The organism is Aeromonas sp. R2-1, from assembly GCF_040908425.1.
GTDB lineage: Bacteria > Pseudomonadota > Gammaproteobacteria > Enterobacterales > Aeromonadaceae > Aeromonas > Aeromonas caviae.
The window spans coordinates 72,742-85,612 of the sequence record NZ_JBFODR010000028.1 but is presented as its reverse complement, the minus strand read 5'-3'; the positions used below and the strand labels follow the sequence as shown (position 1 = coordinate 85,612).

Genomic DNA, 12,871 nt, shown 5'->3' with positions numbered 1-12,871 from the left:
CTCTATTCTCGAGGTGCTACAAGATGTTTCGTCACCCCCTGGCAAAGTTGCTGCTGCTCGGCCAGCTCGTCCTGGTGAGCTGGATGGCGCAGGCCGCCCCCCCCGTTGAAGTGGAAGATGTGATGGGCCGCAAGGTCTCCCTCAGCCTTCCGGCCAACCGCATCGTGCTCGGTTTCTATCCCGAAGATTACCTGGCGGTGGCCGGTGAAGGCGGGGCCGAACGCCTGGTGGGCATGTCCCTGGGCTGGTTCATGAAGTCCCGTCCCGCCATCTGGTCGCTCTATGTGGCCAGCCAGCCACAACTGGCCAAGGTCCCGGACCTTGGCAACGTGCAGGATCAGAGCTTCTCCATCGAGAAGACCCTGGCGGTCAAGCCCGACCTGGTGATCCTGGCGAAGTGGCAATATGAGGCCCTGGCCGCCGACCTGCCACGCCTTGAGCAGGCAGGGATCCCGGTGGTGGTCATCGACTACAACGCCCAGACCCTGGCACAGCACATGGCGAGCACCCTGCTGCTTGGCAAGCTGACCGGCCAGGAAGCCCGCGCCCGGAAGATGGCCGACGAGTACAAGGCCAAGATTGACACCATCACCTCCCGCATCGCCGCCGCGAAGCGCACGCCGCCCCGGGTCTACATCGAGCTGGGTGACAAGGGTCCGGCCGAGTACAGCTACACCTATGGCAAGGACATGTGGGGCGCCATGGCCCTGCTGGCCGGTGGCGACAACGTGGCCGCCCCCTTCGTCGATCGCTGGGGCCCCATCCACCCGGAACAACTGCTGGCGAGCAAGCCCGAGGTGATCCTGATGGCGGGCTACGAGAGCGTGAGCAGTGCCGTCGCCATGCAGGTGGGCCAGGATGTGTCGGCAGAGACCGTGCGTCAGCGTCTGCAAGGCTTTGCTGCCCGTCCGGGCTGGAGCGAGCTGCCTGCGGTGAAGGAGGGTCGCCTCTACGCGGTCTATCACGGCGCCACCCGCAGCATCATGGATGCCGCCCTCATCGAGTTCATGGCCAAGGCCCTCTATCCGGACCTCTTCCAGGATCTCGCTCCCCTGGCCACCTATCAGGCGTTCTACCAGCACTACCTGCCCATCCGTCCCCAGGGCACCTTCATGCTGGGCATCAAGCAGGATGACGCAAGCTAACCCCGGCAATTCGGGTGTGGCCCACCTCGGCCACGCCCTCTTCAGCAACCCTCTTGGATTGTGTGGGCGCCTCTTGCGGCGCCCGTTTCAGGATTGACATCATGAATGATTTGGCTGCCCTGCAGCAGACCCTCGCCCGGCAGCGGCAACGGGAGCGCCGTCGCTGGCACTGGCTCCTGCTGCTCGCCCTGGTCCTGTGCATTACCCTGGTGCTCGACATCGCCACCGGCCCCTCCCTGCTGGCCCTGCACGACGTGATCGATGCCCTGGTTTCCCCCGCCCAGGCCGATCCCATGACCCGCACCATCGTCCACGACATGCGCCTGCCTATCGCCCTCATGGCCCTGGTGGTCGGCGCCTCCCTCGGCCTTGGCGGCGTGCAGATGCAGACCCTGCTGGACAACCCCCTCGCCAGTCCCTATACCCTCGGGCTCGCGGCGGCGGCGGGCCTGGGCGCGGCGCTGGCCCTCTACACCGGCGGCCTCGGGCTTCCTCCCCTGGTGGCCATCCCGGCCGGCGCCTTCATTGTGTGCATGTTTGCCGCCTGCCTGCTGTTTGGTCTGGCCATGATGCGCCATGTCAGCAGCCAGACCCTGATCCTGGCGGGCATCGCCCTGCTGTTCCTGTTCCAGTCCCTGCTCTCCCTGCTGCAGTTCCTCTCCTCCCCCGAACTCAACCAGCAGATCCTGTTCTGGCTGTTTGGCAGCCTGATGCGCACCACCTGGGACTCCCTGATCATCACCGCCGTCGTCACCCTGATCTGCACCCTGCTCATCTACCGGGATGCCTGGGCCCTCACCAGCCTGCGCCTCGGGGAAGCCCGCGCCCGCAGCCTCGGGGTCAACGTCGACAGACTGCGCATGAAGACCCTGGTGCTGGTTGCTCTGCTCACCGCCACCGCCACCAGCTTCGTCGGCGTGATCGGCTTCGTCGGCCTGGTGGCCCCCCATATCGCCCGCATGCTGGTGGGGGAAGATCAGCGCTTTTTGATCCCCCTCTCCGCCCTGTGCGGCGCCTGCATGCTCTCGGCGGCTTCGGTGCTCTCCAAGTCCATCATTCCGGGGGCCCTCTTCCCCATCGGCATCGTCACCGCGCTCATTGGCGTGCCCTTCTTCATCTGGTTGATCCTCGGCAGGGGGCGTAAACGTGCTTGAAATATCCCGACTCTCCCTCTCCCTCGGCCAGCAGACCTTGCTGCGGGATCTCAGCCTCACTCTGCATCCGGGTCAGGTCCATGTGATCATCGGCCCGAACGGGACCGGCAAGACCTCCTTGATGCGCACCCTCTTTGGTGAACTGACCCCGGACAGTGGCGACATTCGCCTCGGGGACCAGAGTGCCCGCCAGATGACACAAGCCAGGTGGCGCCAGCAGTTTGGCTACATGCCCCAGAACATCCAGCTGGAGCTGGACCTCAGCGTCATCGAGGTGGTGGTGCTCGGGCGCCTCGACAGCCTCTCCATGCGCCTCGCGGACGAGGACATCCTGGCTGCCGGCCGCGCCCTGCAGGCGCTCGGCATCGCCCATCTGGCGGATCGCCCCCTCTACTCCCTGAGCGGCGGCCAGCGGCAGATGGTGCTCTTCGCCCAGGTGCTGCTGCGCGACCCCCGCATCATGATGCTGGACGAGCCGGTCAGCGCCCTGGACCTGCACCACCAGATGCAACTGATGGAGCACCTGTGCCAGCAGACCCGGGAGCAGCAGTGGATCACTCTGGTGGTGCTGCACGATCTCAACCTGGCCGCCCAGTTTGCCGATCAGCTGATCGTGCTGGCAGGGGGAGATCTACAGGCCTTCGGCCCCCCCGCCCGGGTGCTCGACGCGGCCCTCATCGAGCGCCTCTACCAGGTGCCGGTGGAGATAAGCCACGATCAGCACGGCATCCCCTTCCTCAGAACCCTGCGAAAGACATCATGACACAGTGCTGCGCCACCCCGGCGACCACCGCCCCACGCGCTGGCGGGAGGCGACCATGAACGGCGCCTCCTACTGGCGGGACTGGCAGGGCATGAGCCCGGCCGCCCGCCTGCTCATCACCAATGGGCTCGCCTTCAACCTCGGCTTCTACATGATGATGCCCTTCCTCGCCCAGCACATGGGCAGCGGACTCGGCTTGGCCGGCTGGGCCTGCGGCCTCGTCATGGGGATGCGGGTCTTCAGCCAGCAGGGGCTCTTCCTGTTGGGCGGCACCCTTGGGGATCGCATCGGCTACCATCCCGCCATCGTCTGGGGCTGTCTGGTACGATCCTTGGGCTTCGTGCTGCTGGGCTGGGCCGAGTCCCTGCCCATCCTGCTGCTGGCCGCCGCCCTCACCGGCTTTGCGGGGGCTCTGTTCACCCCCTGCGCCCAGGCCTACCTTGCCAGCGAATGCCACAACCCGAGCCAGCGTCAGCGCGCCTTCGCCCTGCACAATCTGGCCAGCGAGGCGGGCATGCTGCTCGGCCCCCTGGTCGGCCTCACCTTGACCCAGCAAAGCTATACCCTGACGGGGATCCTGGCGGCGAGCCTCTTCGCTCTGCTCGGAGTGCTGCAATACCGGGTGCTGCCCAAACGCCCGGTGAGCAACCAGAGCCCCCGTGGCGCCATCTTGCGCCAATGGGGGGAGATAGTGCGCCAGCGCCCCTTCATGGGGTTCACCCTGCTGGCAGGCAGCTACCAGATCCTGTTCCACCAGCTCTACCTCGCCCTCCCCGCCCATATCCAGAGCCTGCCGGACGCCACCCACCTGCTCGGCGGCGTCTTCACCCTCTCGGCGGTGATCGGTGTCGTGCTCCAGCTCCCGGCCTCCCGCCTGGTGGAGCGCCGCCTGGGAGTACCGCTCGCCATGGGGCTGGGGATAGGCATGATGGGCCTGAGCTATCTCGCCCTGCCCCTGCTGGCCCCCTGGCCGACGGCAGGCGTGTTGACGCAGGTGGCCCTGCTCTCCCTGGGCTCCATCCTCTGCTTCCCGCTCTTCGCCGCCCAACTGCCCCGCTACGCCCCCCCTGAGCAGCTCGGCAGCTACTACGGCTTCTATGCCAGCGCCGGGGGCTGCATGGCGCTCTTTGGCAACCTGCTCATCGGCTTTATGCTGGGGGATGCGGGCAGTCGCCCCGCCACCGCCATCTGGTGGCTGCTGGCCCTCGCCGGCCTGCTGGCCGGGTTTGGTCTCTATACCCAACTGCGCAAGGATGGCCAGGTTCAACCTGCTCCCCATCAATAAACAGGGCGGCCTTACATTACTTGATGTGGCCGCCCTGTCGTTCGAGTGATTGGCTTTGCTCCCTTCCCAATAGCTAAAGAGTCGGTATCAGGCAACATAAAAGGCCCCTAGATTCACGGTGCAATCACTGAGTGCCGAGAGATCTTTAGGAGGCGGGTTTATGATGGGTTAGAGTATTTGTCACATCACGAGAAATTTTGATAGAGTCTGAAAATGTTCTCTTATTGTCGAGTTCTTAAATGATTTGCCCCCACTGCCAGACGTCAATACATTCTAACGAAGAAATCCATAATATTGGTTTATGTGGTCAGAAAGATGAAGATAATTATTATTGGAGTACAAGTCTACTTGCATGCCCTGCATGTAAAAAGCCGATAGTATTTTTATCCTACTCGTTGATTAGTTCACAGGGTGCTCACGGAAGTAAAAGCAAGTTTCTTGTTTTCCCACGTAATCATGGGCGTCCACCTGCACCACAAGCAGTGCCTGCTTCTATTGCTACTGACTACAATGAAGCATGCTTAGTTCTTGCTATCAGTGCTCAGGCATCTGCGGCTCTTAGTCGCCGCTGCTTGCAGCATCTGCTCGCCGAGGTAGGTCTATCAAAAAATAGTAATCTTGACCGTGCTATTGAAGAGGCTAAAGCCAAAGGTTTACCAAGCCATATAGCTGATCAATTAGATGCAATGAGAGTGATTGGAAATTTTGCCGCGCATGCACAAAAAAGTGTCAACACTGGCGAAATTCTTCCAGTAGAACCACACGAAGCAGAATGGAACTTAGACGTACTCGATATGCTGTTTGATTTTTGCTATGTACAACCAGCGAAAACGGCTGCTAGACGAGCGGCATTGGATGCCAAGTTAGCCGAAGCGGGCAAGCCGTTACTCAAATAACTTTCTGGATATCCTAACAAGCAAAGCCCCGCTGCAGCGGGGATTTTTCTTATCGTGAGAGCCATCGCTATTAATACTCGAACAAGTCAGGCTGGTGGCAGCACCGGATAAAGACCGACTGTTCGGCCACTACTACATAGGTCTGAGGTAATACTTTCGGCCGAGCTAGTCGATGTTGCGAGTGTTGAACTCAGTCAAAATGGTCCTATACCACTTCGCCAGTTTGCGTACATGTGCGCGAACCGAGATCTCGGTGAAATATTCTGGGTATTCAATCCTGTTGTTTGCTAAAGCAGCACAATATCTGATCCCAGTTGTCTTGGTATTTCTCTTTTTCTTTAGGCTGAATTTTGAACAAGGGTACTTTGGCATTCCAATCCACCGAACGGCTGACGTGCTCACTGGGCACCACAAGCATCTCAGGTCCACGATGGAGGTCTTCCCAAATGTTGCAAAATACATAAAAGAAATTTTCTGAGGGGCTAGGCTGGTGCTTACCAACCATCCATTGCCTCGGCTGGCTTTTTCCTTGAGATGACTTCACCTGAATACTGACCACACTTTTACCATCATCTGTCACCAATATGTCCACCCCCTTGGTGCCAGCATTCATTAGCGCCGTAGACAAGCCTCGTCGGCTTAGATGAAATGCAACCAAGTATTCCCCTGCATCACCAATCGTTCGGTTATCCATCTGTTACTCACGTTCAAATAAATTTATCTGACGTTAAATGAGTCCACCCTAAATGAAAACCCCGCTGGCGCGGGGTTCTACATTTACTGTGACTCTGGTCGCTATGGATGCCCAAACATATCTTGTTGATGTCGTCGCCGGTTGAGCTCTCGATGATCCACCGCCACTGCATAGTGGCCGTAGGTTCGATTAGCGCAGCGTAATCGGACATTCGCGATAGCGATAAAAAGGACGCCATCGGGCGTCCTTGAAGAGAAAGACAGAACCGGGTCAACTCCCCAGATGCAGCGCCAACCACACCGCAAACGGGATCACCACCACCGAGAGCGCATTGCCGCCGAGCACTATGCTGGCCACCTTGTCGGGCTGACACTGGTACTGCTCGCACAGGATGTAATTCAATACCGCCGGGGGCAGCGCCACCGACAGCATCAGGAGTGGTATCCAGTCAGGTTCGAGGGGCAGCAGCCAGACGGCGAGCCCCAGGGAGAGGCCCCCCGCCAACAGGTAGAGCAGGTTGCACTTGATGGCCAGCCCCAGATGATCCAGCTCCCCTTCCATCAGCCTCACTCCCAAGGCAAACAGCATCAGGGGCACCGCTATCTGGCCGAGCAGGGCGGCGCTGGTCACCAGGTATTCCGGCAGCGGGATATGCAGGTTGGCCACCAGCAGCCCGGCGAAGGCGGCCCAGAGCACGGGGCTTCTCAGCCAGAGCCAGCGGGAGCTGCTGGCAGAGAGGATGAACATGCCCACCGAGAAGTGGAGCAGGTTGGAGAGCACAAAGAGGATGACGATGGCGCCGAGCTGCTGCTCGCCAAAGGCGAGCACCATCAGCGGAATGCCGAGGTTGCCGGTGTTGCGAAACATGGCGGGCAGGATCAGCGCGGCCCGCTCTATCTCCTTGAGTTTGAGCAGGGAGAGCAGCAAGCCGGGCAGCAGGATCACCAGGGCACCGGCCCCCACAAGGGGCAAGTGCGCCGCGAGATCCAAGGGGTATTTCACCAGGGCCGAGAAGACCAGCGCCGGGGTAAAGAGCTCGATATTGGCCCGGTTGACATAACCCAGGGCCCCGCCCGGTCGCAGCCGTCCATAGAGGGCGCCAAGGCCCACCACCGCAAACACGGGAATGACGATATTGAGCAGAGCGCTGAACATGGGTATCCCGTTTACAGTTCGCGGGCCGGGCGTCCCATCAACACCACGGGGTCCAGCGTCACCTCCTGGCTGCCGTTGCTGACCCAGAGCTGGCCGTCGGAGATGGTACAGGTGAGCTGCATGGTGCGCTCCACCATGGCCGCCAGGGGCAGGGTCTGGCTGTCGGAGAGTTCGATAACGCTCAGGTTGTCGTGCAGACCGAGCTTGCCCTGGTTCTGCTTCCACCAGACGCTGGTGCCACGACCGCCATAGAGGTAGAGCACCACCTGGCGAGAGCGGTTGCATGCCTTCTTGAGGCGGCGCTCGTCCGGCTGACCCAGCTCAATCCAGAGTTCAATCTCGTCGGAGTAGTTCTTGCACCAGAGCTCGGGCTCGTCGTCGGCTGAGAGCCCCTTGGTGAACTCCAGCCGCTCGGCGGCATGCCAGGCGAAGGCCGCTAGGCGGATCATCATGCGCTCGTCGGTCTCGGAGGGGTGACGGGCCAGGGTGAGGGAGAAGTCCTGATAGAGATTGCGATCCATGTCAGACAAGCTGATCTGGGCCTTGAAGATGGTTGCCTTGAGCGCCATAGAAGTCGTGAATACCTGATAAAAGAGAAGGGGGCGGACATGCCGGGCGTCAGTGTAATCAAAATGGCCGCCGGGTTCGACCGTCTTGCGCTCCCTTTACCCCATCAGGGGCGGGCAAGTGCTTCAGAAGACACAAAAAACAAATGCCAGTCGTGAGACTGGCATTTGGCGGCATGAACGAGAGTGACTCACTTCTCGGCGGACTTGACCCCGAAGGCATTGAGCAGCAGGCAGCAGGTCACTGCCACTGCCACGAACCCGCTCAGGAAGATAAAGGGCATGGCCCCATACCCCAATACAGTCCAGATGGTGTGTTCAAGCAGACTCATAGTGTGTCCTTCATCCAGTGAAATGGGTGTCCCTTTCGTGACGGGGTCGCCCCCGTTCCTGATGAGACTATTTGACCTCAACCCGCGCCTGAGTCCTATGCCACCAAAGTAATAAATGGGGCACCAGTTTGCGCCAGATCAAGGTTTTACCCCTCCCCGCCCCGTTTTTCTTCGCGCCCTCGCCCCAAACCGGAAAGGTACGCCCAACAAAAAGCGAGGCGACCTTGGGGTCGCCTCGCTCGATGCATGCCGTCGAGAGCCATCAGTAGAAGGTCTGCTGCTCCGCCGCCATCGCTTTCAGCCGCGCACAGGGGGCGAAGCGGTCGCCAAAGCGCTTCTGATGGTGCTCAAGACGCCCCACCAGATAGTCGATGCCGAGGCTGTCCATGTAGCGGAACGGACCGCCCAGGAAGGGGGGGAAGCCGATACCGAAGATGGCGCCGATGTCGCCATCCCGGGCCGAGGCCACCACGCCGCCATCCAGGGTCATGGCCGCTTCGTTGAGCATCAGCAGCACGCAGCGCTCGGCGATCTCCTGCCTGGCCAGCTTGGCCTGGGGCTTGACGCCCAGCACGTCGTAGACGCTCGCGTCCACCGTCTTCTTGCCCTCCTTGCCGGTGAGCTTGTTGCGCGGGGCCGCCTTGCCATAGAGATAGAAGCCCTTGCCGTTCTTGCGCCCCTTGCGCTCATCCTCCAGCAGCTTGTCAAAGGCCTTGGGCGCCTGGAACTGCTCGCCACCCAGCTCTTTTTCGAGGATGGGGGAGATCTTGGCCCCCACGTCGATCCCCACCTCGTCCAGCAGGGTGATGGGGCCGACCGGGAAACCGAAGTCGAGCAGAGCGCCGTCCAGTACCTCCACCGGCTCCCCTTCCAGCACCAGGCGCGCCGCCTCGTTCATGTAGGGCGCCAGGATACGGTTAACGTAGAAGCCGGCCTCGTCCTTCACCACGATGGGGGTCTTGCCCTGTGCCCGGGCGAAGGCCAGGGTGGTGGCCACCGTCTCGGCGCTGGTACCCGCGTGGGGAATGATCTCGGCGAGCGGCATCTTGTCCACCGGGCTGAAGTAGTGCAGCCCCACCACCCGCTCCGGATGCGTCGCCGCAGAGGCGATCTGGTGGATGGGCAGGGAGGAGGTGTTGGAGGCAAACACGGTGTGCTCGCCGCACTCGCGCTCCACGTCCTGCACCATCTGGTGCTTGAGGTTGATCTCCTCGAACACCGCTTCCACCACCATGTCCACCCGGTGGAAGCCGGAATAGTCCAGGGTGCCGGTGAGCAGGCTCATCTGTTTTTCCAGCTCGCTGCGCAGCAGTTGGCGACGCTTGAGTTTCCTGGCGAGGAGGTCGTAGCTGTAACGCATGGCATTGCCGATGCCGGCGCTCGCCACATCCTTGATCCGCACCGGTACCCCCGCCTTGGTGGCGGTGACGAAGGCAATACCCCCTCCCATCAGGCCGCCCCCCAGCACGGCGGCATGACCCACCTTGCGCGGCTCGGCCCCCTGATAGCTCACCTCTTTTTTCATCTCAGTGGTGGCGAAGAAGAGGGAGCGCAGAGCGGCGGATTCCGGCGTCATCACCAGCTCGCCGAAGTGGCGGGCCTCGGCCAGCAGGCCGGCCTGCATCCCCTCCTCCACGCCGATGCGCACCACCTCGATGATGCGCTCCGGCGCCGGGTAGTTGCCCCGGGTCTTGGCCTTGACCCCCTTGCGGGCCTGATCGAACAGCACCTTGCGACCAAATTTGTTGGTCTCCAGCACCTTGCCCTGCAGATCCCGTTTCAGGTGGTGGCGCGGCTTGCCCTTCTTGGCAAGCTTGATGGCAGCTTCCAGCAAAATGGACGGGGGCACCATGTCATCCACCAGCCCGAGCTTCCTGGCCTGTTTGGCCCGCACCTGCTTGCCGGTCAGCATCAGATTCAGTGCCTTGGCCACCCCGATGAGGCGCGGCAGGCGCTGGGTACCGCCGGAGCCCGGCAGCAGGCCGAGCTGCACTTCCGGCAGGCCCAGCACGGTTTTACCGTGATCGGTCACCACCCGGCCATGACAGGCGAGCGCCAGCTCCAGCCCGCCGCCAAGGCAGGGGCCGTGAATGGCGGCGATCACCGGGATCCCCAGGGCTTCGATCTCGGCGAACACGTCCTGTCCGGCCCGGGACAGCGCTTCGGCATCCTGGGCGCTGGTGCAGGCCGCCAGCATGGCGATGTCGGCCCCGGCAACGAAGGAGTCCTTCTTGCCGGAAACGATCACCAGACCGATCAGATCCCCGTTCCCCTTTACCTCGGCCAGCAGAGTGCGGATCTCGTCCGCAAAGGAGGCCTTCAGGGTGTTCATGCTCTCACCGGGCACATCCATGGTGAGGATGCCGATGCCGTCTTTGCGAATATCCAGAGAAAAAGTCTTGGCACTCATCATTCCACCTCCAGCACCATGGCCACACCCAGCCCACCCGCCGCACAGGCGGTGTTGAGCCCCAATCCCCCACCCCGACGCCGCAGCTCGTGCAGGGTCTGGGTGATCATGCGCGCCCCCGTGGCGGCAAAGGGGTGGCCATAGGCCAGGGAGCCACCGAGCACGTTGAACTTCTCCATGTCCACCTCGCCGATGGCCTGATCCCGGCCCAGCTTGTCACGGGCAAATTCGGCGCTTGCAAACATCTTGAGGTTGGCGAGCGTCTGGGCGGCAAAGGCTTCGTGCATGTCGATGAGGGTGAGATCCCCAAGGGTGATGCCGGCACGGTCCAGCGCCAGCGGCGTGGCATAGGAGGGGCCCATCAGCATGTCCTGCCAGACATCGATGGCGGAAAACGCGAAGCTGCGGATGTAACCCAGCGGCTCCAGACCCAGCTCGCGGGCCCGCCCTTCGCGCATCATCAGCACGGCGGCGGCGCCGTCGGTAAGCGGAGTGGCGTTGGCGGCCGTCACCGAACCGTGGGCCCGGTCAAAGACCGGTTTGAGCTTGGCGTAGCTCGCCAGATCCGAGCTTTCACGGATGTTGTTGTCCCGCTCCAGCGGCGACTTGTAGGGGGGCACGTGGGCGGTGAACACCTCGCCACTCAATTTGCCCTGCGCCCAGGCTTCGGCCGCCAGGGTGTGGGAGCGGTGGGCCAGCGCATCTTGCGCCTCGCGGCTGATCTGGTGGGTCTTGGCCATCTGCTCGGCGGTCTGCCCCATGGAGAGACCGGTGGAGTACTCAGCCACGGCCGGGGGCACCGGCAGCAGGTCCTTCAGGCGCAGACGGCGCAGAATATTGAAACGCTGCTGGAGGTTGCGCGCCTTGTTGAGATCCACCAGGGCGCGGGCCAGAGACTTGCTGACCCCGATGGGCAGCACGGAAGAGGAGTCGGCACCGCCGGCGATGGCGATGTCCACCGTGCCGGCCATGATGGATTCGGTGACGTTGGCCACCGCCTGGAAACTGGTGGCGCAGGCGCGCGACACGCTATAGGCATCGGTGCTGACGCTCATGCCGGTGCCGAGCACGATCTCCCGGGCGATGTTGGGCGCTTCCGGCATCTGCACCACCTGGCCGAACACCAGCTGGTCGATGAGCTTGGGGTCGAGATCGGTGCGGGCGAGCATCTCGCTCACCACCAGTTTGCCCAGATCGACCGCAGGCACGCCGTGAAAAGCGGTGGCCTGCTTGGCAAAGGGGGTGCGCAGACCCGCCACGACGGCTATCCGTTCGCCCTGGCGAGTCGTCAGTTTCAATGGCTGTTTCATCCTGGCTCCTTGGGTTAAAAAGGCAGAGGTCTGACCTCATTGCGCCACATCTTAACAATCCAATCACAACTTTCATACGGCTGATTGAAACTAAATTGTCCCCATCTTGCCACCCTCCCTCGCCCTTGTGAGCCAACTGGGGTATAAAAAGATCAACTTCCATAAAAACAACGGGTTTATCGCATGGCAGCGGCCGAGTTCAGAGCACTTGGAGACTATCTGGGCAGCCAGATCCTGGGACAGGGCCCCCTCATCGAGGGGCTGCTGATCGCCCTGTTATGTGAAGGACATGTGCTGATCGAGGGGGCCCCCGGTCTTGCCAAGACCCGGGCGGTCAAGGCGCTGGCCGGCGCCGTGGAGGGGCGCTTTGCCCGTATCCAGTTCACCCCGGATCTGCTGCCCGCCGATCTCACCGGCAGCGAGGTCTTCCATCCCCAGGATGCGAGTTTCGTGTTTCAACCCGGCCCCCTGTTCAACCATCTGGTGCTGGCGGACGAGATCAACCGGGCGCCGGCCAAGGTGCAGTCCGCCCTGCTGGAGGCCATGGCCGAGCACCAGATCACCGTGGGCAAGAAGAGCTGGCGCCTGCCCTCCCTCTTCATGGTTGCCGCCACCCAGAACCCCATCGAGCAGGAAGGGACCTATCCCCTGCCGGAGGCCCAGCTCGATCGCTTCTTGCTCAAGCTGCTGGTGGATTACCCCAGCCCCGCCATGGAGCTGGCCATCCTCCAGCTCAACGCCCGCGGCGACGCCCTGCCGACGCCGCCGGTCACCCTGAGCCAGTCCGACTTGCTGGAAGCCCGCACCGCCGTTCAGGGGGTACAGATGCAGGGGCGCCTCGAGCACTATCTGGTGCAACTGGTGTGCGCCACCCGCCCCGGCAGCGGCCTGTGCCCCGAGCTAGACCCCCTGGTCGCGGTGGGAGCCAGCCCCAGAGCCAGCATCGGCCTCGCAAGAGCCGCACGGGCCCGGGCCTGGCTCGCCGGGCGAGACTTCGTGCTGCCCGAAGACATCCAGCAGCTGGCGCCAGCCGTGCTGCGCCACCGCCTCATCCCGAGTTATCAGGCGCTGGCGGACAACCTCGATAGCGAGGCGCTCATCGCCCTGCTGCTGGATGCCATTCCATGCCCCTGAGCCGACCCCCGCAGGCAGCCCTATCGC

The 12,871-nt window shown here is 62.4% G+C and carries 12 protein-coding genes; 6 read left to right on the top strand and 6 right to left on the bottom strand.

Annotated features, from left to right (window positions below):
- Positions 1-23: 23 nt before the first annotated feature.
- The 5 genes from AB5Y80_RS09285 to AB5Y80_RS09265 all read left to right on the top strand — a co-directional run bounded on the left by AB5Y80_RS09285 (position 24) and on the right by AB5Y80_RS09265 (position 5,243).
- Positions 24-1,145 carry an ABC transporter substrate-binding protein gene (locus tag AB5Y80_RS09285; RefSeq protein WP_368172834.1) on the top strand — a complete coding sequence of 374 codons (1,122 nt, stop codon included), beginning with the start codon at positions 24-26 and terminating at the stop codon, positions 1,143-1,145.
- Between the two features lie 101 nt (positions 1,146-1,246).
- Positions 1,247-2,299: an iron ABC transporter permease gene (locus tag AB5Y80_RS09280; protein ID WP_010674675.1), complete on the top strand. Its 1,053-nt coding sequence runs from the start codon at positions 1,247-1,249 to the stop codon at positions 2,297-2,299.
- Positions 2,292-3,062, top strand: a complete 771-nt coding sequence (locus tag AB5Y80_RS09275) for an ABC transporter ATP-binding protein (RefSeq protein WP_010674674.1) — start codon at positions 2,292-2,294, stop codon at positions 3,060-3,062. Before AB5Y80_RS09280 ends, AB5Y80_RS09275 begins: the two co-directional genes overlap by 8 nt.
- A 55-nt stretch (positions 3,063-3,117) precedes the next feature.
- Entirely contained in the window at positions 3,118-4,347 is a 1,230-nt protein-coding gene (locus AB5Y80_RS09270; protein ID WP_045524826.1) for an MFS transporter, read from the top strand.
- Between the two features lie 239 nt (positions 4,348-4,586).
- Positions 4,587-5,243, top strand: a complete 657-nt coding sequence (locus tag AB5Y80_RS09265) for a DUF4145 domain-containing protein (RefSeq protein ID WP_319899780.1) — start codon at positions 4,587-4,589, stop codon at positions 5,241-5,243.
- Positions 5,244-5,514: 271 nt separating this feature from the next.
- Here AB5Y80_RS09265 and AB5Y80_RS09260 read toward each other — a convergent pair whose 3' ends face one another.
- The 6 genes from AB5Y80_RS09260 to fadI form a co-directional block, all read right to left on the bottom strand.
- On the bottom strand, positions 5,515-5,937 hold the full coding sequence (locus AB5Y80_RS09260) for a hypothetical protein (protein WP_319899779.1): 423 nt from the start codon (positions 5,935-5,937) through the stop codon (positions 5,515-5,517).
- Positions 5,938-6,207: 270 nt separating this feature from the next.
- The gene (locus AB5Y80_RS09255; RefSeq protein ID WP_042863833.1) at positions 6,208-7,092 is read right to left on the bottom strand and encodes an AEC family transporter; all 885 of its coding nucleotides are present in this window, start codon (positions 7,090-7,092) and stop codon (positions 6,208-6,210) included.
- Between the two features lie 11 nt (positions 7,093-7,103).
- Entirely contained in the window at positions 7,104-7,661 is a 558-nt protein-coding gene (locus AB5Y80_RS09250; RefSeq protein ID WP_010674671.1) for a YaeQ family protein, read from the bottom strand.
- A 188-nt stretch (positions 7,662-7,849) separates the two neighbouring features.
- Complete coding sequence (locus AB5Y80_RS09245) at positions 7,850-7,990, bottom strand: TIGR02808 family protein (protein WP_010674670.1); 141 nt, start codon at positions 7,988-7,990, stop codon at positions 7,850-7,852.
- Positions 7,991-8,252: 262 nt separating this feature from the next.
- Positions 8,253-10,400: a fatty acid oxidation complex subunit alpha FadJ gene (gene fadJ, locus AB5Y80_RS09240; protein WP_368172833.1), complete on the bottom strand. Its 2,148-nt coding sequence runs from the start codon at positions 10,398-10,400 to the stop codon at positions 8,253-8,255.
- On the bottom strand, positions 10,400-11,710 hold the full coding sequence (gene fadI, locus AB5Y80_RS09235; RefSeq protein ID WP_041215204.1) for an acetyl-CoA C-acyltransferase FadI: 1,311 nt from the start codon (positions 11,708-11,710) through the stop codon (positions 10,400-10,402). Before fadI ends, fadJ begins: the two co-directional genes overlap by 1 nt.
- Positions 11,711-11,893: 183 nt before the next feature.
- Between fadI and AB5Y80_RS09230 the strand changes: the two genes are divergently transcribed.
- Positions 11,894-12,844, top strand: a complete 951-nt coding sequence (locus tag AB5Y80_RS09230) for a MoxR family ATPase (RefSeq protein WP_151027840.1) — start codon at positions 11,894-11,896, stop codon at positions 12,842-12,844.
- Positions 12,845-12,871 lie beyond the last annotated feature (27 nt).